Here is a 19518-nt window from a genome sequence, read left to right on the forward strand (position 1 = left end):
ATGCTCGATTTCCTCAACGACCATACGCTGATCTCCGCCATCATCGCGCTGGTGGCCATGGCGATCGTCTTCGGTGGCCTGCTCGGCTTCGCCTCGGTGGCCTTCAAGGTCGAGGGCGACCCCATCGTCGAGCAGATCGACCAGCTGCTGCCGCAGACCCAGTGCGGCCAGTGCGGCTATCCGGGCTGCAAGCCCTATGCCCAGGCCATCGCCGAGGGGGACGAGATCAACAAGTGCCCACCGGGTGGCGAGAGCACCATCGCCTCGCTGGCCGACCTGCTGGGGCGCGAGGCCACGCCGCTGGATGGCGATGCCGACAACACCCCCAAGGTGGCGGTGATTCGCGAAGACGAATGCATCGGCTGCACCAAGTGCATCCAGGCCTGCCCGGTGGACGCCATCCTGGGCGCCGCCAAGCACATGCATACCGTGATCGCCGACGAATGCACCGGCTGTGACCTGTGCGTCGAGCCCTGCCCGGTGGACTGCATCGACATGGTGCCGGTCGCCACCGACGTGCGCAGCTGGCACTGGCCACAGCCGGCCGGCCCGGCCCGAGACAATACCCGCTTCAGCGGCAGCCTGATCGTCACTGACGCTGCCCCGCAAGAGCGCGCTACCGCCACCTCTGCAAGGAATGTCGCCTGATGGTTCTGTCGTTGCTCAAGTCCATGGTGACGTCCCGTTCTGCCACGAGCACTGCTGCCCCGCGCGCGACAGGCAGTGACAGCGCTCCCCGCATATTCGACTTCCACGGCGGCATTCACCCGCCGGAACACAAGGCACTCTCCAATCGCGCCCCGCTGGTGGCCGCCCCGCTGCCCCATGAGGTGGTACTGCCGCTCAGTCAGCATATCGGCGCGCCCGCCCAGCCGCTGGTGGAGATCGGCCAGCGCGTGAAGACCGGTGAGCTGATCGCTCGCGCCCAGGGCATGATCTCCGCGCCGGTGCATGCCAGCATCACCGGCGTGGTCACCGCCATCGAGCCGCGTCAGATCCCTCACGTCTCGGGCCTGGAAGATCTGTGCATCGTGATCGAGCGTGACGGCGAGATCGATGAATGGGCGCGCCTTGAGGCCTGGCGCGACTGGCGCCAGCAGGAAGCCCAGGACCTGATCCAGCGCCTGCAGGATGCCGGCGTGGTCGGCCAGGGCGGCGCGGGCTTCCCCTCGGCGGTGAAGGCGCGCGTGCGTGAGCGCCACGCCATCGACACCCTGATCCTCAACGCGGCGGAGTGCGAGCCTTACATCACCGCCGATGACCTGACCATGCGCACCCACCCGGAAGCGCTGATCGAAGGGCTCGAGATTCTCGCCAGCCTGATCGGCCCCGAGTGCATCCTGATCGGTATCGAGGACAACAAGCCCGAGGCCGTCATCGCGCTGGAGCAGGCGATTCGCGCCCGGCGTGCCGACAAGCGCCTGCCGCCGCTGGATTCACGTCTGGAAGTCGTGGTGGTGCCGACCAAGTACCCCTCCGGCGGTGAGAAGCAGCTGATCAAGCTGCTGACGGGCCGCGAAGTGCCCAGTCGCGGCCTGCCCGCGGATGTCGGCGTGGTGGTGCACAATCCGGGCACCGTGCGCGCGGTGCAGCGTGCGGTGTGCTTCGGCGAGCCGATGATCTCGCGGGTCGTCACCCTGACCGGCGAGGCCCTGCAGCACCCGCACAACGTCGAGGCCCGCCTGGGCACCGCCATCGGTGACCTGCTGCGCCTGGCTGCTCCTTCTGCGAGCGGCATCGCCCGTCTGGTGATGGGTGGGCCGATGATGGGCTTCACCCTCGAGAGTGACGCCCTGCCGATCATCAAGACCACCAATTGTCTGCTGGCCTCCTCGCCTGAGGCGGTGCCGGCCCCTGCTGTCGAGCAACCCTGCATCCGCTGTGGCATGTGCGAGCAGGCATGTCCGGCGGAGCTGCTCCCGCAGCAGCTCTACTGGTTCTCCAAGTCTCGCGAGTTCGACAAGGCCGAGCTCTACAACCTCGCGGACTGCATCGAGTGCGGTGCCTGCTCCTATGTCTGCCCCAGCCAGATTCCGCTGGTGCAGTATTACCGCTTCGCCAAGGGCGAGATTCGCACCGCCCAGCACGAGGCGCGCAAGTCAGAGCGCGCCCGTCACCGCTTCGAGTTCAAGCAGGCGCGCATGGCACGCGAGGAAGCCGAGAAGGAAGCCAAGCGCCAGCAGCGTGCCCAGGCCGCCCAGAAGGCCGCTGCAGCGCGCGCCGAGACCGCGACTGCCGCCGATACGACGTCCACAGCGAGTGCCGCCGCTCCGTCGGCGCCGGCAGCGGCGACGGACCTCAAGGCCTTCAAGACGGCACGCGCCGCGGCCAACATCGCCCTCAAGAAGGCCGAGAAGGCGCTCAAGGCGGCTCAGGACAGTGGCGAGAGCAGCGCCAGTGATCTTGCGGCGCTTGACGCCAACGTGACCGCGGCCAAGACCCGACTTGCCAGTGCGGAAAGCGCCCTCAAGGCCGCCAGCGAGGCGAGCGAGTCCGCCGCTGCGGCCCCCGCCTCTGCTGTCACTGGCGCGTCCGCCCCCGCCGCCGCAGCCCCGGCTGCCGCAGCTTCGGCTGGCGACCTCAAGGCGTTCAAGACGGCGCGCGCCGCCGCCAACATCGCCGTCAAGAAGGCCGAGAAGGCCCTCAAGACGGCACAGGACAGCGGTGAGGGTGACATCGCGGCGCTGGAGGCCAGCGTCACGGATGCCAGGGCCCGACTGGCCAAGGCCGAAGCCGACCTCAAGGCCGCCAGCGAGACCAGCGAGTCAGCTGCCCCTGCGGCGGCAAGCACCTCCACGACAGGCGCCGCTGCCCCGGCAGCCGATCTCAAGGCGCTCAAGACGGCGCGTGCCGCCGCCAACATCGCCGTCAAGAAGGCCGAGAAGGCCCTCAAGACGGCACAGGATAGCGGTGAGGGTGACATCGCGGCGCTGGAGGCCAGCGTCACGGACGCCAGAGCGCGACTTGCCAAGGCCGAAGCCGACCTCAAGGCCGCCAGCGACCCCAGCGAGTCAGCTGCCCCTGCGCCGGCCAGCACTTCCTCGACAGGCGCCGCTGCCCCTGCAGCCGCAGCGCCGGCTGCCGATCTCAAGGCGTTCAAGACGGCGCGTGCAGCCGCCAATATCGCGGTCAAGAAGGCCGAGAAGGCGCTGGCCCGCGCCAGCGAAAGCGGTGAAGGCGATATCGAGGACCTGCAGACCCTGCTGGCCACCGCACAGGAAAACCTGCGCGCCGCCGAGGTTCGCCTGACCAGCGCGCAAGCTGACGGCACTGACGCGCCGCCTGCCGCCAAGGGCGCGGGTGAATTGATTCCCGAGGCCCCCAAGGCTGCCGCAGGATCGGTGGGACGTGGCAGCATGGCCAGCAACGTGACGCTCTCCCAGGCCGAGATCGAGGCATCGCGCGCCGAGAACCTCGCCAAGCGTCACAAGCAGGTCACCATCGCGGTCAAGGCGGCCGAGGCGGCCCATCGCAAGGCAGAGGCGGCACTGAGCGAGGCGGATGACGAAAGCCGCCAGCGACTGGCCACCAAGGTCGACCGTACGCGCCGCAATCTGGAACACGCCCGCGAGTCGCTGGCCGAGGTACAGGCACTGGTGGACGCGCAATGAGTGACGCGCGTTCCTTCACCGCCCCCTTGGCAGGCCGCTGCACCGCACGCCACACGTCATTGTCCATTTACCGCAAGGATCTGAACGCCTCATGAGCCTGATGCACGCAAGCTCTCCCCATGCCCACGGCCCCACCGCCACCTCGCGCGTGATGGCCTGGGTGCTGGCTGCCACGCTGCCGGGCATCGCCGTACTCTGCTGGCACTATGGCTGGGGCGTGCTGTTCAATCTCGTCTTCGCCTGCCTGACCGGCATCGCGCTCGAGGCGCTGTTGCTCAAGCTGCGCGGACGGCCGGTCAGCTTCTTCCTCAAGGACAACTCGGCGCTCGTCACCTGCGTGCTGCTGGCCGTCTCGCTGCCGCCGCTGGCCCCCTGGTGGCTGGTACTGACCGGAGTGGTCGCGGCCATCGTGGTCGCCAAGCAGCTCTACGGCGGCCTGGGCCAGAATCCGTTCAATCCGGCGATGGTCGCCTATGCGCTGCTGCTGATCTCTTTCCCGGTCGAGATGTCACGCTGGTCGGCCCCCGATGGCTTCACGCTCGGCTTCGCCGACAGCCTCAGGCAGTCCTTCGGCATGATCGCCACGCCGGATGCCCTGACCGGCGCCACACCGCTGGACGCCTTCCGCAACAAGGGCGAGCTTTCCAGCAGCGAGTTCTGGGCCGACCCGAGCCTGCTGCCCGCCGCCAACCTGCTGGCCTGGCAGCAGACCGCCATCGCCTGGGGCCTCGGCGGCCTGGTGCTGCTGGCACGTCGCCTGATCACCTGGCATATCCCGGTGGCGATGCTGGGCAGCCTGAGCGTGATCTCGGGCATCTTCTTCTTGATGGAGGGCGATCAGCATGCCAGCCCGCTGTTCCACCTGCTATGCGGCGCGGCGATCTTCGGTGCCTTCTTCATCGCCACCGACCCCGTCACGGCGGCGACCTCCAACAAGGGCAAGCTCTACTACGGCGCGGGTATCGGCGTGCTGATCTATCTGATTCGCACCTTCGGTGCCTATCCGGATGCCATCGCCTTTGCGGTGCTGCTGATGAACTTCAGCGTACCGTTCATCGATTACTACACGCAGCCCCGCAGCTATGGCCACAAGAAGGCCCGTCGCGGCATCAAGCTGGAGGACAAGGCATGAGCCTGACGCCGGATCAGCCCGAACAGCAAGCCCAGGCCGCGCGAGGCCTGAAGCACAACATCGCGCGGGCCGCCTCGGGCCTGGCGGTGTTCGCCATCGTCACCGCCGGCGTAGTGGCCGTCACCCAGATGACCACCGCCGACACCATCGCAGACAACGAGCGTGCCGCCCAGAGCGCCGCGCTTGCCGAGATCATCCCGCCGTCACTGCACGACAATGACCTGCTCGACGATGCCTTCGTCCTGCCGCCCTCCCAGGTGCTGGGACTGGAAAGTGCCGACACCGGCTGGCGCGCCACTCGGGATGGCAAGACCGTCGCGGTACTGCTGCCGGTGGTCACCGGAAAGGGCTACAGCGGCGATATCCGCCTGCTGGTCGGTATCCGGGCAGATGGCAGCGTGGCCGGCGTGCGCGCCGTCAAGCACGCCGAGACCCCGGGGCTGGGCGACAAGATCGAAGCCCGCAAGTCCGGATGGATCCATGAGTTCGACGACCAGACGCTCAGCTCGGTGGAGTGGAAGGTGCAGAAGGATGGCGGAGACTTCGACCAGTTCACCGGCGCGACCATCACCCCGCGTGCAGTCGTGGGGGCCGTGCGTCAGGCTCTGATCTACTTCATGGCGCATCGCACGGCGCTGCTGGCCGGCGACAGCGAGACGCTGACCGCGACACGCCGCGCCGCCGAGGCACAGGACACCGCACACGCTCCCTCCGCTGACGGCACGCTTGCGCCATCAGCGACTTCTGAACACGGCGGAGATGAACCTCATGAGTGATATCTCACTTGGCAAGATCAGCCGCGACGGCCTGTGGGACAACAACCCGGCGCTGGTACAGCTGCTGGGCCTGTGTCCGCTGCTGGCCGTCACCGCCAGCGTCGTCAATGCCATCGGCCTGGGACTTGCCACCCTGCTGGTGTTGGTCGGCTCCAACGTGGCGGTGTCACTGATCCGCAATCTGGTGCCGTCGGCGGTACGCCTGCCGGCCTTCGTGATGATCATTGCCTCCTTCGTGACCTGCGCTGAGCTGTTGATGAAGGCGTATACCTATGAGCTCTACCAGATTCTGGGCATCTTCATTCCGCTGATCGTCACCAACTGCGCGATTCTCGGGCGTGCCGATGCCTTCGCCGCCAAGCACCCGGTGCTGCCGGCGGCCACCGATGGGCTGATGATGGGGCTGGGCTTCATGGCCGTGCTGGTACTGCTGGGCGGCATGCGCGAGCTGTTCGGTCAGGGCACGCTGTTTGCGGGCATGGAGCTGCTGCTCGGGCCGGTGGCCGCAGACTGGAAGCTGACGCTGTTCCCGGACTACTCCTTCCTGTTCCTGGTGCTGCCGCCCGGCGCCTTCTTCTGCATGGGACTGATCATCGCGGGCAAGAAGACCATCGATGAGCGCCTCGAGCAGCGCCGCAAGGCAGCAGCCGTGGATGCGCCCAAGGCCTCGCGTCGCGTGCGCGTCACCGGCACGATTTCCTGATACGCGGGCCTGAGCCCCGGGCCTGCCTGCTTTATTCTGTCTGTTTCCCCTGTCTGCTTTTCCCTGTCTGGAGGCCAGCTGTGTTCCTCCAGACAGACACTGACCGAACCTCGCCGACCTGACACCGAGCTGCCATGAACGCCCAGAAACGTCTCGAGATCTTCACCCGCCTGCGCAACGAGAATCCAGAGCCACGCACGGAGCTTGAGTGGTCGACGCCCTTCGAGCTGTTGATCGCGGTCCTGCTCTCGGCCCAGGCCACGGATGTGGGTGTCAACAAGGCCACCGCCAGGCTGTATCCGGTCGCCAATACCCCGGAGAGCATTTTGGCGCTGGGCGTCGAGGGACTGAAGGAGTACATCAAGACGATCGGGCTTTTCAATACCAAGGCCGAGAACGTCATCAAGACCTGCCGCATGCTGATCGAGCAGCATGGAAGTGAGGTGCCGCAGACCCGCGAGGCACTGGAAGCGTTGCCCGGCGTGGGCCGCAAGACCGCCAACGTGGTGCTCAACACCGCCTTCGGTCAGCCGACCATGGCGGTGGACACGCACATCTTCCGCGTCTCCAATCGCACGCGAATCGCGCCGGGCAAGAACGTGCTGGAGGTCGAGCACAAGCTGATGCGCCATGTACCGAAGGAGTTTCTGGTCGACGCCCATCACTGGCTGATCCTGCATGGCCGCTACACCTGCGTGGCACGCAAACCACGCTGCGGCAGCTGCGTGATCGAGGACCTCTGCGAGTACAAGGACAAGGTAGACCTCTAACACATCAGAACATCAGGCGTCATCGGGGGGCTTGACCATGCGTGGCCGGCAGGCGTGAACGTTGACTGAGCGAGGACCCCGCCTCCCTGCCTATTCAACCGAGCGGCAACGTAGACTGGAGGCTATCTCCATCGCCCCGGGAACCCGCCATGGCCGCACCTTCCGATGCCGAGGGACGCCACCCTTCGCATTCAGAAGTCTCCACCGAGACCCTAGCGTCTGACGACGACAGCCTGCATGCACGACTGCAGGCCATGTCGTCACGTCTCGAGGCGCTGCAAGCCGAGAACCATCTGCTGCGCACGCTGGTCGACACCCATCCCGACATCCTGTTCATCAAGGATGCCAAGGGGCTGTTTCGCTTCGCCAATCGCACCCTGACCGACTTCTACGGCACCACGCTCGAAGACATCATCGGACGCGACGACAGTCATTACACCGGCAATACCGAGCAGAGCCGCTTCTTCCGCCGCAGCGTGGAGCAGGTGCTCAGCAAGTTCGAGCGTGAGCAGGTCTTCGAGGATGCCACCGACGGCACCACCGGCGAGATCAATCATTTCCGCTCCATCAAGCAGCCCTTCCATGACATTCATGGCAAGCCGCTGGTCGCCGTGCTGGCGCACAACATCACCGCGGAAGTCCGTGAGCATGAGCGCAAGAGCCGTCATATCGATCATATCTATGACACCTCGCTGGAAGGCTTCTGGGACTGGAACATCACCAACAGCTCCGTGACGCACAATCGGCGCTGGTCCGAGATCCTGAACGTCCCCCACGACGAGCTGCACAACAGCCTCGAGGAGTTCGCCAGCCTGCTGCATCCCGAGGACACGCCGGAAGTCATGGTCGCCATCCAGGACTGCCTGGAAGGCGGGACACCCTACTACCATCGCCATCGCATGCTGACACGGGACGGGAATGTCGTCTGGGTCATCGACAAGGGGGACGTGATCGAGCGAGATCATGATGGCACCCCCCTGCGCATGATCGGTTCCATCACCGACATCACACGCATCGTCGAATCAGAAGCCCTGCTGCATCAGCACAGTCGCTTCGACCCTCTCACCAAGCTGGCCAATCGCGCCACGCTGATTGATGCGCTGCAGCAGGCGATCATCATCACGGACGCCAGAGACACTCACGGGGCGCTCATCTTCATCGACCTGGATCACTTCAAGAAGATCAATGACCTGCTGGGGCATACCACCGGCGACCATCTGTTGATCGAAGTGGCCCACCGTCTGACCGGCCAGGTGCGAGAGACGGATCTTGTCGCGCGCTTTGGCGGGGACGAGTTCGTCATCCTGGTACAGCCCTTGAGCCATGACCCGCAGGCAGCCTGTCGTGAACTGGATGAGCTGATGGAACGTCTGCAGCAGGCGCTCAATCAGCCCTATACGCTCTCCGACCCGCAGTCGCAGCCACTGGATCATCACAGCTCGGCCAGTCTGGGCAGCATCATGTTCCATGATCGCGCCCTGAGTGCGGAGGAGCTCATCCGCCGCGCCGATATCGCGATGTATCGCGCCAAGGAAGCCGGACGCAACCAGACCGTGCGCTTCGACCCCAGCATGCGCGTGGAGCTTGAGCGGGCCGTGCAGCTGGAAAATGACCTGCGTCGCGCCATCGAGCACGAAGAGCTTTACATGGAGCTTCAGCCGCAATTCGACAGAGGGCTCAAGCTGGTCGGCGCTGAATGCCTGTTGCGCTGGCGACATCCTCGGTTCGGCAACATCTCCCCCTATGAATTCATCCCGCTGGCCGAGAAGAGCCAGCTGATCGACAGCCTCGGCGACTGGGTACTGGAACAGGCCTGCAGGCTGCTGGCGGGCTGGCAGAACGGCACCGGTTTCGCCGAGCTCTATCTATCTATCAATGTCAGCGTCAAACAGCTGGAATCACCGCACTACGTCAGCAATGTCGCCAGAACGCTCAGCCAGCACACCCTCTCCCCTGAATACCTGCAACTGGAACTGACCGAGAATGTCTTCGCGATCGACATGCCAGCCACGGTGGCACGCATGCATGAATTGCGCTCGCTGGGGCTGCGGCTGTCACTGGATGATTTCGGCACCGGCTTCTCCTCGCTGACCTACATCAAGCACCTGCCCTTCGATGAGCTCAAGGTGGATCGCAGCTTCGTCAATGATCTCGAGAACGACGAGATGAACCGCCGGATGGTGAACTTCATGGTGCAGCTGGGGCATGAACTGGGCATGTGCGTGGTGGCGGAAGGCGTTGAGACCTCCAGACAGCGAGAGCTGCTGCTGGAGATGGGCTGCGACGCCCTGCAGGGCTACCTGATGGACAAGCCCATGGGGATCGACAATTTCACCGCCAGGTACCTGGACACCTGATGGTGCAAGAGTGGGAGTGGGACTTGGAGTGAGAGTGCGAGTGAGAGTAAAAGTGAGCAGGTGAGTGAGGAGTGACGCTCGGGCCCACATGCCGCAGTGCAACAGCACGACAGCGTCCACGCCGCATTCATGGCACACTGTGGCCTCTTTTCTGTCCGGATACCGTGCGCAATGGAAGACTTCTTCAACTGGATCGGCACTCAGCTTGGCGCCGCCATCCGCTTCATCGTGGAGGGCCTGAGCGGCTTCTTCGCCAATTTCGACGACGCCCTCAAGGGCTTCTTCAGTGGTCTGGCCGGTGAGCTGGGCATGAGCACCTCCCTGTTCAGTCTGCTGGGCCTGGTGTTCGGGCTATATCTGCTGTTCAAGGGCGTCACGTCACTGCTCAGAGGTTCGATCATCGGCGGCATCCTGCTGGTGTTCCTCGGACTGACCTTCCTGGGCTGGATGATCGCCTGATCGTGCCATCTCATCGGCCACAAAAAATCCCGCCAGTCCAAGACTGGCGGGATTTTTTCGTTCTCGACCGAGAGAAGGCGTCCGACGCAAACGCGTCCCCTCAGCCTTCCAGCAACAGCAGGATCGACAGCGCGAACAGCACCCACATGGTCGGGCGAATCTCCCGCGCCTTGCCGACCCCCAGCTTGATGATCACGAAGCTCAGGAAGCCGAACACGATCCCGTGGGTGATGGAGTAGGTCAGCGGGATCATCACCATGGCGATGAAGGCCGGAATCGCATCATCGAACTGGTGCCAGTGAATCTTGCGAATCGGCTCCATCATGAACACGCCGACCAGAATCAGCGCCGGCGCGGTGGCGATGGCAGGCACCAGCGACAGCAACGGCGCCAGGAACAGGAACGGCAGGAAGCACAGCGCCACGACCACGGCGACGAGACCGGTGCGCCCACCCTGGCTGATACCGGCCGCCGATTCGATATAGGCGTTGGCAGGGCTGGTGCCCAGCGGTGCGGAGACCAGCGCCGAGAAGGCATCGACCATCATCGAGCGACGGATGTTGCGCGGGTCACCATTCTCATCCTTCAGATTGCCCGCCTCAGCGACCGCCATGAAGGTGGACAGGGCATCGAAGAACACCGTGAACAGGATGACGAAGATGAAGGGCACGTAGGCGATCTTCAGCGAGCCCATGAAATCCAGTGCCAGCAGGCCGCTGAAATCAGGTGCCGCGAAGATGCCGGTGAAGTTGACCAGCATCGGCTGCGCGATCTCGGGCGGGAAGTAGGCAGTCCCGTCCCCCCACAGACGGCCGATGGTGGCCGCCATCAGGGTGGTCGCCACGATGCCGATGATCAAGGCGCCATGGATACGTCTGGCGACTAGAACCGCCGTCAGCGCCAGCCCGATCATGAAGATCACCAGCGAGGGCGTCATGGGGGCGACACTGACCACGGTGACGGGGTTGGACACGATCAGCTTGGCATTCACCAGCCCGATCAGGGTGATGAACAGGCCGATACCGCAGGCAATCGCATAGCGCAGCTGAGCGGGAATCGCATCGATGACCAGACGTCGCACGTTGAACAGCGCCAGGATGGCGAAGATGACACCCGCCCAGAAGACGCACCCCAGCGCGACCTCCCAGCGCATGCCGGTCCCCAGCACCATGGTGTAGGCGAACAGGGCATTGATGCCCATGCCCGGTGCCACCAGGATCGGATTGCGGGCGTACAGTCCCATCATCAGGCTGCCGAAGAAGCTGACCAGCACGGTGGCGGTCAGTGCGGCACTGAACGGCATGCCCGTAGCGGACAGGATGCCGGGATTGACCACGATGATGTACATCGAAGCCAAGAAGGTGGCAATGCCTGCCAGCACTTCCGTGCGCGTCGTGGTGCCTTCGGCGCGAAGTGAAAAGAGGCGCTCGAACAAGGTGAGACTCCCGTGGACTAGGTCGCGATTGGTTGGAGACAAGACGGATTTCACTGCAGGCGTTTCAGAGGCTGTGTGCTTTGCAGGACACTGCCGGATGTGGCGATTCGTCCCTGACAGGCAGGGACGGACAGCCGTCGCAGTGCAAGGCACTGATGCGCCAGAGCATGGCACCAGCGCAAGGCACTGCGAATGACGCACCGTCTCCGTGCATGACGCTGTGGATGACGACCAGCGCTCGCCACCACTTGCGCGTCACATTCTTCGCCCGACATGTGACGGGCAGCATTATAGACGCAAAGTCAGCACGAATTGAGCGTTTCTCGCTAGGACCGCTGCAGCGGCGCATGGCAGTGCCTGCCATCTACCGCCTGGCGTCCGCCATCTGCCCCGCAAGCCGCGACTTGACGCCACTAGCCGCCGGCATGCCATGATGCTCACAAGGATCATCCCCATCGATGAAGCAAGGACCACGCCATGTCACCCTCCTCTTCCCAGTCAACGTCTTGCGACCCGACGGCCTCCGCCTCGTTCAGCTCCGAGCAGAACCTGCTGCCCTTGATCGTCGAGCCTGCGCAGCTGCTGCCGCTGCTTGACCACCCGGACATCGTGATCGTCGATGTTCCGCTCAAGGCCGAGAGTCATGCCAGTCATGTGCCCGGTGCACGCCTGCTCGACTTCAAGCGCCTGGTCGGCAGCAACGAGGACGAGATCCCCGGCGTGCCGAGCCCACAGGCGCTGTCCGACATCATGTCCGAGCTGGGCATCACGCGGGACAGCCATGTCGTCGCCTATGACGACGAAGGCGGTGGCTGGGCAGGTCGTCTGCTGTGGACCCTCGCGCTGCTGGGCCACACGCGCTTCAGTTATCTCAACGGCGGTCTGCATGCCTGGCAGGGTGAAGGACTTGCCCTGAGTGAGGCTGCCAGCGAATGGCAGGCCAGTGAATATCACGCCGCCTATGTCGATACCAGCGTGATGGCGACCCGCGAGGACATTCTCGAGCGCCTGTCCGCCGAGGCCCCCGAGGAGAAGGTCGTGGTGTGGGATGCCCGTTCACTGGAGGAGTATCGCGGAGAAAAAGGCCAGAACGCGCGCCTTGGCCATATCCCCGGCGCCGTGCACTTCGAGTGGACCGAGGCCATGGACCGCGAGCGCGACCTGCGCATTCGTGACTATGCCGAGCTGATCACCGAGCTGGGCGCGCGAGGCATCAGTCCCGAGCAGCATGTGGTGACGCACTGCCAGAGCCACCACCGCTCAGGCCTGACCTGGCTGGTGGGGCGTGCACTGGGGTTCGAGGACATTCGCGCCTATCCCGGTTCCTGGAAGGAATGGGGCAATCGCGAGGACACGCCGATAGAACGCTGAGCGGCTGGAGGGGGCTCGCTGCTGCCCCTGCCTGCCCCCGCGCTTGAGCGGCCAATGACGATGGGCTAAGGTGCTGCCAGCCTGCTGGCCGCCATCTCGTTGGTCAGCGCCCGCCCTTCGGGGCGGGCTTCTCTTTTCTGCAAGGATCAACATCGTGGATCGTGCCAAGCTGTTTTCTCTGAGCCAATACCCGTTACCCCAGCACCTGATCTCACGCCTCATCGGGCGCATCGCCGCCTGCGAGAACCCGTGGGTCAAGAACACCTTCATCGAACGTTTCATTAAGGCCTACGACGTCAACATGAGCGAGGCGCTCGAGGAGAATCCGCGCGCCTACGCCTGCTTCAACGACTTCTTCACCCGTGCCCTCAAGCAAGAGGCCCGCCCCATCGAGGAAGGACTCGTCTCGCCTGCCGATGGTGTGCTGTCGCAGTTCGGAGCCATCAGCCACGGCACCCTGGTGCAGGCCAAGGGTCAGGCCTTCTCGCTGACCCAGCTGCTGGGTGGCAGCGAGGAGCGTGCCGCCCCCTTCCGCAACGGCCGCTTCGCTACCGTCTATCTGTCACCGAAGGACTATCACCGCGTCCACATGCCCCTGGCGGGCCGCCTGGTGGAGATGGCCTACGTGCCGGGACGCCTGTTCTCGGTCAATGAAGCCACCGCCACGCATGTGCCGGGCCTCTTCGCCCGCAATGAGCGCCTGGTCTGCATCTTCGAGACCGAACACGGCCCGATGGCCATGGTGCTGGTCGGCGCGATGATCGTCGCGGCGATCAAGACCGTGTGGAGCGGCCAGGTCACGCCACTGTCCGGCGATGTCGAGACGACCCGCTTCGATCAACTCATCGAGCTGGCACGGGGCGCCGAGATGGGTCGCTTCCAGCTCGGCTCCACCGTGGTGATGTGCTTCCCGGACAGCGTCGAGTTCGATGACACCCTGATGCCGGGCCAGAAGGTCAGCATGGGGCAGTCACTCGGCATGCGGCCAGCCTCCTGCGAGTCGCAGGTCGTTGACGAGTCGGCCCTCGGCGATGAAAAAAACTTCGCGCCAGACAGCGAATGACAGGCAGGAGCGCTGCCGAAGGCAATGGATGACACATAAAAAAGGGAAGCCGCCAGGCTTCCCTTTTCAACTGAGGCACCAGTATCAACCGGCCCCCTCTGGCATCCTTGCACGTCAGCATCTCGCCAACGTGCCTGGACATGCCTGTTCGTCCAACTGCGAGTCTTCCTCCCTGAATGGCGTAGTTCTCTTGAGGCTCTACTGCCGGAATCTCTCATGAGCGGCTCCGAGAAGCTCATGCGAAACCCCTGTCGACACCTTGTCACCATGCCCGATGAAAGGCGCCCGACAGCCACTCCTTCGGTCATGTGAATCGCCTCACCCCGTGCCGATCGATGGAGCAGGTACCCAGAGGGAATGTCTGCCCCGCTACGACGCCGGTATGACGACATCAGACTCCCTGTCTGATACCTGCAGTCTAGACGACTCAGATGTCCCTAGCGTGTCAAAGATAAACGCAATTGCTTGCGAGCAACGAGACACCTCAAGCACGTGCTGCCGGAAAGGCAACCACTGCGGCAATATCACGCTCACCCAGTGCCAGCATGATCAGACGATCCAGCCCCAGCGCCACACCGCTGCCTGCCGGCATCCCGGCGTGCAAGGCGGCCACCAGGCGCTGGTCTGCCGCGACCTGCGGCAGGCCTGCCGCATGACGCTCGGCATTGTCAGCCGCGAAGCGCGATGCCTGTTCGGCGGCATCGGTCAGCTCATCGTAACCGTTGGCCAACTCGATCCCTGCGACATACGCCTCGAAACGCGAGGCCACCCAATCCCCTTCAGCATCCCGATGCTTGCGTGCCAGCGCCGCCTGGGTCGCGGGATAGTCCGTCACCAGCTCCACGGCGCCCTGCCCCAATGTCGGCTCGATCACCAGACTCATCAGCGCATCCAGGCAGGTCTCATGGGACCAGTCACTGGCATCGACAGCGCACTCACGCCCGCATGCCGCGCGTACCTCGTCCAGAGAGGCACTGAACGGGTCCAGTGACAGCACTCGCCGGAAGAGATCACGGTAGGCCGTGACGGCAGGACCAGCCCCTGAGGCGTCTGATGCATCAGAGGTGTCCAGCAGCGACGACTTGCCGGTCAGCTGCGCCCCGAGCGCCATCACGCGCTGGATCAGCTCACAGGTTTCTTCCCTCAGGCCCTCGAGACTCATGCCGGGGCGATACCACTCCAGCATGCAGAACTCGGGGTTGTGGCGACGACTGACCTCACCATCGCGGAAGGCACGCGCGATCTGGAAGATCGGCCCGCTGCCGGCCGCCAGCAGACGCTTCATGTGGAATTCCGGCGAGGTCTGCAGCCACATCGGCACCCGTTCACGCTCACCGGGCAGTTGCAACGACGATGACAACGAGGCCAGCCCCACGTCGGTCGAGCCTGCCTGCCCCAGCACCGGCGTCTCCACCTCCAGCACCTCACGCTCGGCGAAGAAGGCCCGCACCTCATTGATCAGTCGTGCGCGCTGCACGAGTCGCTCTCGCGTCGCAGTGGGCGCCCAGTCTTGCGGCAAGGGGGGCTGGGGAGAATCAGAGGGAATATCGACGTCTGACATGGCGAGCTCGACGAGTGGATCAGCAAGGAACAGTGGCCAGCCTGCAGGATTGACCGGCACAAACGATGATGCCCCGCACGAGGCGAGGCATCAGAGGGGTCACGACGTGAGCGAAAAGGCTCAGGCGCGCGAGACGTACTCGGCGCTGCGCGTATCGACCTTGAGCACTTCGCCCTGGTTGATGAACAGCGGGACACGCACCACGGCACCGGAAGACAGCGTCGCCGGCTTGGAGCCACCGTTGGCGGTGTCACCCTTGAGGCCCGGATCCGTCTCGACGACTTCCAGCTCGATGAAGTTCGGCGGAGTCACCGCGATCGCGTTGTCATTCCACAGCGTGATGGTGTAGACGACCTGCTCTTTCAGCCACTTGATGTTGTCGCCCAGCGCCTTGCCATCGACGGCATACTGCTCGAAGGAGCCATCGGTACGCATGAAGTGCCACATTTCCCCGTCGGTGTAGAGGTATTCCATGTCGACTTCCATGACGTCGGCAGCTTCGATGCTCTCACCGGACTTGAACGTCCGCTCCCACACACGACCGGTCTTCAGGTTGCGCAGCTTGACGCGATTGAAGGCCTGCCCCTTGCCCGGCTTGACCAGCTCATTGTCAACGATGGCACAGGGGTCATTGTCCAGCATCACTTTCAGACCGGACTTGAATTCGTTGGTAGAATAATTGGCCATCTTGCTCGCTCTCGACTCGTTAACGGGTCTTGCCCGCCATGAATTCCAGATTGCCGCCTCACGGGCAGCAACCATGACTAAGAAGTGATGCGCATGATAACCCGAACCTCGCCATCCTTGCATACCATCACGCATGAGACGTGCGAAAGTCACGATGTGACACCCCTCGCACTCCACTCGAGTCCGCGCGGTGACTGGCGTGCACAGCTGCGCGACGTCATTCGCTCTCCCGAGGCGCTGCTGGACCGCCTGGGACTGGATCACGAATGGCTTCCCGGCGCCAGAGACGGCCATGCCCTGTTCTCGATCCGCGTTCCCGAGGCCTATGCCAGTCGCATCCGCCCCCAAGACCCGAATGACCCGCTGCTGCGCCAAGTGTTGCCACTGGACAGCGAGACGGACGTGCTCGACGGCTATGTCACCGACCCGCTGGAAGAAGCGGAGCACACCCCGCTCCCGGGACTGATCCACAAGTACACCAACCGAGTGCTGCTGATGGCCAGCGGTGGCTGCGCGATCAATTGCCGCTATTGTTTCCGGCGCCATTTTCCCTATGAAGACCACCAGCCCAGCCGCGCGCAATGGCAGGACATTCTCGACTACCTGCGCGCCGATGAGCGCATCCACGAGGTCATCCTCTCGGGTGGCGACCCGCTCGTGTCTCCCGACAGGCGACTGGCCTGGCTGGTGGAATCATTGGGCGAGATACCGCATCTCAAGCGTCTGCGTATCCACACCCGCCTGCCGGTGGTGATACCGGATCGCGTCAATGCCGAGCTGCTGGACTGGCTGAAGGCGACGCGACTGCAGAAGGTGCTGGTCATCCACAGCAACCACGCCAACGAGCTGGACACGGAGGTCGCCGCGGCCATGACACGCCTCAAGGCAGCCGGGGTCACCCTGCTCAACCAGAGCGTCATCCTGCGCGGCGTCAATGACTCGGTGGAAACGCAGACGTCCCTCGCCGAGCGACTGTTCGAGTGCGGGGTGCTGCCCTACTACCTGCATGCCTTCGACCCCGTCCAGGGCGCCGCCCACTTCGCGGTCAGCGATGAAGACGCCTGCGCCCTGATGGAGGCACTGCTGGAGCATCTGCCCGGCTTCCTGATGCCACGTCTGGTGCGCGAGATCCCCGGGCGCCGCTCCAAGACGCCCCTGAGTGGCGCTCACTCCCCGGGCCACCTCGCAGACCACGCCCAGACTGTCGGCCATGATGACCATCCGGACCCGACGAGAGCCACGCTGATTGCCCGCAGTTGAAATCCACCGATGAGATCAGACCTTGAGGTCAGCACTGCGCCATGCGCGGTGCGCTTGCGAAAATCTGCTACCATCGCGGCCCCATTTCGCTAGAATCGCTGGCCATCATCACCATCGGCACACGCCCCAAGAGGCGTGGCCACGCTCAAGGAGCCCATCACATGCCTCATCTCGTCATTGATTATGCCGACAGTCTGGCCCCCAGCCTCGACATGGACGCGATCATGGATGACCTGCATGCCGCCGCCATGCAAAGCGGCCTGTTCAAGGAAAGCGACATCAAGGTGCGCGCGGAAAGCTGGCGTCACTGGCGCCTGGCGGGCAATCAGGCACCGCTGGCGCACAAGCATGGCTTCGTCAACCTTCACTGCCATCAGCTGGAAGGCCGAAGCGATGACGACAAGTCGCGTCTGGCGGACATCCTGATGGAAGCCCTCAAGCCGCACTGCGAGGCCGCTCGCGAGGTCAGCGTGGAGATCGTCGAGATCACGCGCGCGACCTATCGCAAGCACAAGGCCTGACCCCTCAGGCAATAACGCAAGACGCCCCGCCGGCAGGCTGCCGCGGGGCGTCTTGCGTTATTGCACCTGCCCCGTATATCGCCGTATCCGGGGCTCATGCGCGGTGTTCAGGTCCCTGTCATGGCCTGGGGAACGTGCAGCAGATCGTTCAGACGATGGGCATGCTCGGCAGCCTCACGACCCACGGAGGTCAGATAGCCACCATCGGGCAGCGTGGTCAGGCCCTTGGCGTGCAGACGTTCTGCCGCAGCGACCATATCAGGACTGGCATCGTGGCGAATCTTCAAGCCCTTGAGGGCGGCGTCATGCGGGAACAGACACAGCAGGTGCAGTTCATCGTCATAGGGTGACGGCATGGGCAAACTCCTGACGGCGTGGCGAATGGCGTTTTGGGAGGGCGACAACAGACAGACTCCGAGTCGTCGGCGTCTGTCACCAGTCTAGTCACCGTGCGCAAAACCACCCTGCTGCTTTGGGACTAGGCCCCGTCCCATCCGCCCCGAACATCGAAAACGCCCCCACCGCAACCGCGGTGAGGGCGTTTTCGATGAGGCACCGTCAGGCACTCACTGCAGACTCAGTGCTTGAGGTCCTGCTGGCGGTAGCCCATTAGATAGAGCACGGCATCAAGCCCCAGCGTCGAGATCGACTGACGCGCCTGTTCACGTACCAGCGGCTTGGCGCGGAAGGCGATGCCCAGCCCCGCTTCAGCAAGCATCTTGAGGTCGTTGGCACCATCCCCGACGGCGATGGTCTGCTCCATGCGCAGGCCGTGACGCTCGGCGATCTCGCGCAGCAGCAGCGCCTTGCGCTCGGCATCGACGATAGGCTCACGCACCTCACCGGTCACCTTGCCATCGACGATCACCAGCTCGTTGGCGTGGATCTCATCGAAGCCCAGCAGCTGCTGGAGGTGACGCGCGAAGTAGGTGAAGCCACCGGAGAGAATCGCGGTGCGATAGCCCAGCGCCTTGAGATTGGCCATCAGACGCTCGACCCCATCCATCAGCGGCAGGTTGGCGGCGATCTCCGCCAGCACCGACTCGTCCAGCCCCTTGAGCTTGCTCATTCGCTCACGGAAGCTTTCCTGGAAGTCCAGCTCACCGCGCATGGCACGCTCGGTGACTTGCGAGACTTCCTCGCCGACACCATGACGACGCGCCAGCTCATCGATCACCTCGGTCTTGATCAGGGTCGAATCCATGTCGAAGCAGATCAGGCGGCGATGACGACGCCAGATATCGTCTTCCTGGATCGCGATATCGACACCATGCAGCGCGCCCAGCGCCAGCGCCTTCTCGCGCAGCGCATTGATGTCGGTCTCGTGCTCCGGCAGGCGCAGCCAGCACTCGACACAGGCGCCTTCGGCCGGTGACTCGCCATCCAGCGGTTCACGCCCCGACAGGCGATGCATCAGCTCGACGGTGATACCGAATTCCGCCGTCAGGCCGCCGACCTCGGCGAGAATGCCCGCCGGCAGCCGCGGCGCCAGCAGCGTCAGAATCCAGCGCGGGCGCTCCAGCTGATGGCTCCAGCGTGCATATTCCTCGGCGCCGACCTGCACGGCCTGCACATCCAGTCCCAGCTGTTCCCCGGCAGCACTCAGCGCCGCTTCCAGTTCGGACTGCGCCTCCAGTGCCACCAGCGCTTCCAGCGACACAAGCCCGAAGGTCACGCTCTGGTTGATATCCAGCAGACGTGCGCCACTGCGGGCCAGCGCCTGACCGAGCCCTGCCAGCTGTCCCGGACGAGCCGCACCGGTGGCGCGGATCAAGATACGTTGTGTCATCGGAAAATCGTTCCTGAGCAATG

Annotated in this window: 17 protein-coding genes; 12 read left to right on the forward strand and 5 right to left on the reverse strand. The window is 64.2% G+C overall.

Annotated elements, in window-relative coordinates; genetic code table 11:
• From rsxB to ACZYGA_RS00950, 8 genes are all read left to right on the forward strand, one after another.
• Entirely contained in the window at positions 1-648 is a 648-nt protein-coding gene (gene rsxB, locus ACZYGA_RS00915; RefSeq protein WP_176494413.1) for an electron transport complex subunit RsxB, read from the forward strand.
• On the forward strand, positions 648-3611 hold the full coding sequence (gene rsxC, locus ACZYGA_RS00920) for an electron transport complex subunit RsxC (RefSeq protein ID WP_404625226.1): 2964 nt from the start codon (positions 648-650) through the stop codon (positions 3609-3611). The genes rsxB and rsxC overlap by 1 nt, the downstream gene beginning before the upstream one ends.
• Positions 3612-3702: 91 nt before the next feature.
• Positions 3703-4743, forward strand: coding sequence for an electron transport complex subunit RsxD (gene rsxD, locus ACZYGA_RS00925; RefSeq protein ID WP_404625225.1), 1041 nt, complete (start codon positions 3703-3705; stop codon positions 4741-4743).
• On the forward strand, positions 4740-5519 hold the full coding sequence (gene rsxG / locus ACZYGA_RS00930; protein WP_404625223.1) for an electron transport complex subunit RsxG: 780 nt from the start codon (positions 4740-4742) through the stop codon (positions 5517-5519). Before rsxD ends, rsxG begins: the two co-directional genes overlap by 4 nt.
• Positions 5512-6222: an electron transport complex subunit E gene (locus ACZYGA_RS00935; RefSeq protein ID WP_084208213.1), complete on the forward strand. Its 711-nt coding sequence runs from the start codon at positions 5512-5514 to the stop codon at positions 6220-6222. Before rsxG ends, ACZYGA_RS00935 begins: the two co-directional genes overlap by 8 nt.
• Positions 6223-6356: 134 nt before the next feature.
• On the forward strand, positions 6357-6992 hold the full coding sequence (gene nth, locus ACZYGA_RS00940; RefSeq protein WP_077374212.1) for an endonuclease III: 636 nt from the start codon (positions 6357-6359) through the stop codon (positions 6990-6992).
• 149 nt (positions 6993-7141) lie between these two features.
• Positions 7142-9349 carry an EAL domain-containing protein gene (locus ACZYGA_RS00945; RefSeq protein WP_404625221.1) on the forward strand — a complete coding sequence of 736 codons (2208 nt, stop codon included), beginning with the start codon at positions 7142-7144 and terminating at the stop codon, positions 9347-9349.
• Positions 9350-9520: 171 nt separating this feature from the next.
• Entirely contained in the window at positions 9521-9808 is a 288-nt protein-coding gene (locus ACZYGA_RS00950; RefSeq protein ID WP_077374218.1) for a hypothetical protein, read from the forward strand.
• A 100-nt stretch (positions 9809-9908) separates the two neighbouring features.
• Here ACZYGA_RS00950 and ACZYGA_RS00955 read toward each other — a convergent pair whose 3' ends face one another.
• On the reverse strand, positions 9909-11243 hold the full coding sequence (locus ACZYGA_RS00955; protein WP_404625220.1) for an NCS2 family permease: 1335 nt from the start codon (positions 11241-11243) through the stop codon (positions 9909-9911).
• Positions 11244-11720: 477 nt separating this feature from the next.
• Between ACZYGA_RS00955 and ACZYGA_RS00960 the strand changes: the two genes are divergently transcribed.
• On the forward strand, positions 11721-12614 hold the full coding sequence (locus tag ACZYGA_RS00960) for a sulfurtransferase (protein WP_077374227.1): 894 nt from the start codon (positions 11721-11723) through the stop codon (positions 12612-12614).
• Between the two features lie 154 nt (positions 12615-12768).
• Positions 12769-13677 (forward strand): archaetidylserine decarboxylase, encoded by a 909-nt coding sequence (gene asd, locus ACZYGA_RS00965; RefSeq protein WP_289864878.1) that lies wholly within the window; start codon positions 12769-12771, stop codon positions 13675-13677.
• 484 nt (positions 13678-14161) lie between these two features.
• Here the strand turns inward: asd and epmA are convergent, their stop codons facing one another.
• Both epmA and efp read right to left on the reverse strand, forming a co-directional pair.
• Entirely contained in the window at positions 14162-15238 is a 1077-nt protein-coding gene (gene epmA, locus ACZYGA_RS00970) for an EF-P lysine aminoacylase EpmA (RefSeq protein WP_404625217.1), read from the reverse strand.
• A gap of 120 nt (positions 15239-15358) precedes the next feature.
• Positions 15359-15925, reverse strand: a complete 567-nt coding sequence (efp, locus tag ACZYGA_RS00975) for an elongation factor P (RefSeq protein ID WP_077374233.1) — start codon at positions 15923-15925, stop codon at positions 15359-15361.
• 93 nt (positions 15926-16018) lie between these two features.
• Here efp and epmB point away from each other — a divergent pair, with 93 nt between their 5' ends.
• The gene (gene epmB / locus ACZYGA_RS00980; protein ID WP_404625215.1) at positions 16019-17185 is read left to right on the forward strand and encodes an EF-P beta-lysylation protein EpmB; all 1167 of its coding nucleotides are present in this window, start codon (positions 16019-16021) and stop codon (positions 17183-17185) included.
• A gap of 161 nt (positions 17186-17346) precedes the next feature.
• The gene (locus ACZYGA_RS00985; RefSeq protein ID WP_077374236.1) at positions 17347-17706 is read left to right on the forward strand and encodes a 5-carboxymethyl-2-hydroxymuconate Delta-isomerase; all 360 of its coding nucleotides are present in this window, start codon (positions 17347-17349) and stop codon (positions 17704-17706) included.
• A gap of 107 nt (positions 17707-17813) precedes the next feature.
• Here the strand turns inward: ACZYGA_RS00985 and ACZYGA_RS00990 are convergent, their stop codons facing one another.
• Positions 17814-18062: a TIGR02647 family protein gene (locus ACZYGA_RS00990; RefSeq protein ID WP_077374239.1), complete on the reverse strand. Its 249-nt coding sequence runs from the start codon at positions 18060-18062 to the stop codon at positions 17814-17816.
• A gap of 221 nt (positions 18063-18283) precedes the next feature.
• The gene (serB, locus tag ACZYGA_RS00995) at positions 18284-19495 is read right to left on the reverse strand and encodes a phosphoserine phosphatase SerB (protein ID WP_077374242.1); all 1212 of its coding nucleotides are present in this window, start codon (positions 19493-19495) and stop codon (positions 18284-18286) included.
• Positions 19496-19518: the final 23 nt, after the last annotated feature.

The sequence above is a fragment of the Cobetia sp. BL01 genome (genome assembly GCF_056493605.1).

What these genes read in the sequence shown, in the direction of transcription:
- rsxB (WP_176494413.1), top strand. Translation starts at nt 1, where the DNA reads ATGCTCGATTTCCTCAACGACCATACGCTGATCTCCGCCATCATCGCG.
- rsxC (WP_404625226.1), top strand. Translation starts at nt 648, where the DNA reads ATGGTTCTGTCGTTGCTCAAGTCCATGGTGACGTCCCGTTCTGCCACG.
- rsxD (WP_404625225.1), top strand. Translation starts at nt 3,703, where the DNA reads ATGAGCCTGATGCACGCAAGCTCTCCCCATGCCCACGGCCCCACCGCC.
- rsxG (WP_404625223.1), top strand. Translation starts at nt 4,740, where the DNA reads ATGAGCCTGACGCCGGATCAGCCCGAACAGCAAGCCCAGGCCGCGCGA.
- ACZYGA_RS00935 (WP_084208213.1), top strand. Translation starts at nt 5,512, where the DNA reads ATGAGTGATATCTCACTTGGCAAGATCAGCCGCGACGGCCTGTGGGAC.
- nth (WP_077374212.1), top strand. Translation starts at nt 6,357, where the DNA reads ATGAACGCCCAGAAACGTCTCGAGATCTTCACCCGCCTGCGCAACGAG.
- ACZYGA_RS00945 (WP_404625221.1), top strand. Translation starts at nt 7,142, where the DNA reads ATGGCCGCACCTTCCGATGCCGAGGGACGCCACCCTTCGCATTCAGAA.
- ACZYGA_RS00950 (WP_077374218.1), top strand. Translation starts at nt 9,521, where the DNA reads ATGGAAGACTTCTTCAACTGGATCGGCACTCAGCTTGGCGCCGCCATC.
- ACZYGA_RS00960 (WP_077374227.1), top strand. Translation starts at nt 11,721, where the DNA reads ATGTCACCCTCCTCTTCCCAGTCAACGTCTTGCGACCCGACGGCCTCC.
- epmA (WP_404625217.1), bottom strand. Translation starts at nt 15,238, where the DNA reads ATGTCAGACGTCGATATTCCCTCTGATTCTCCCCAGCCCCCCTTGCCG.
- efp (WP_077374233.1), bottom strand. Translation starts at nt 15,925, where the DNA reads ATGGCCAATTATTCTACCAACGAATTCAAGTCCGGTCTGAAAGTGATG.
- epmB (WP_404625215.1), top strand. Translation starts at nt 16,019, where the DNA reads ATGATAACCCGAACCTCGCCATCCTTGCATACCATCACGCATGAGACG.
- ACZYGA_RS00985 (WP_077374236.1), top strand. Translation starts at nt 17,347, where the DNA reads ATGCCTCATCTCGTCATTGATTATGCCGACAGTCTGGCCCCCAGCCTC.
- ACZYGA_RS00990 (WP_077374239.1), bottom strand. Translation starts at nt 18,062, where the DNA reads ATGCCGTCACCCTATGACGATGAACTGCACCTGCTGTGTCTGTTCCCG.
- serB (WP_077374242.1), bottom strand. Translation starts at nt 19,495, where the DNA reads ATGACACAACGTATCTTGATCCGCGCCACCGGTGCGGCTCGTCCGGGA.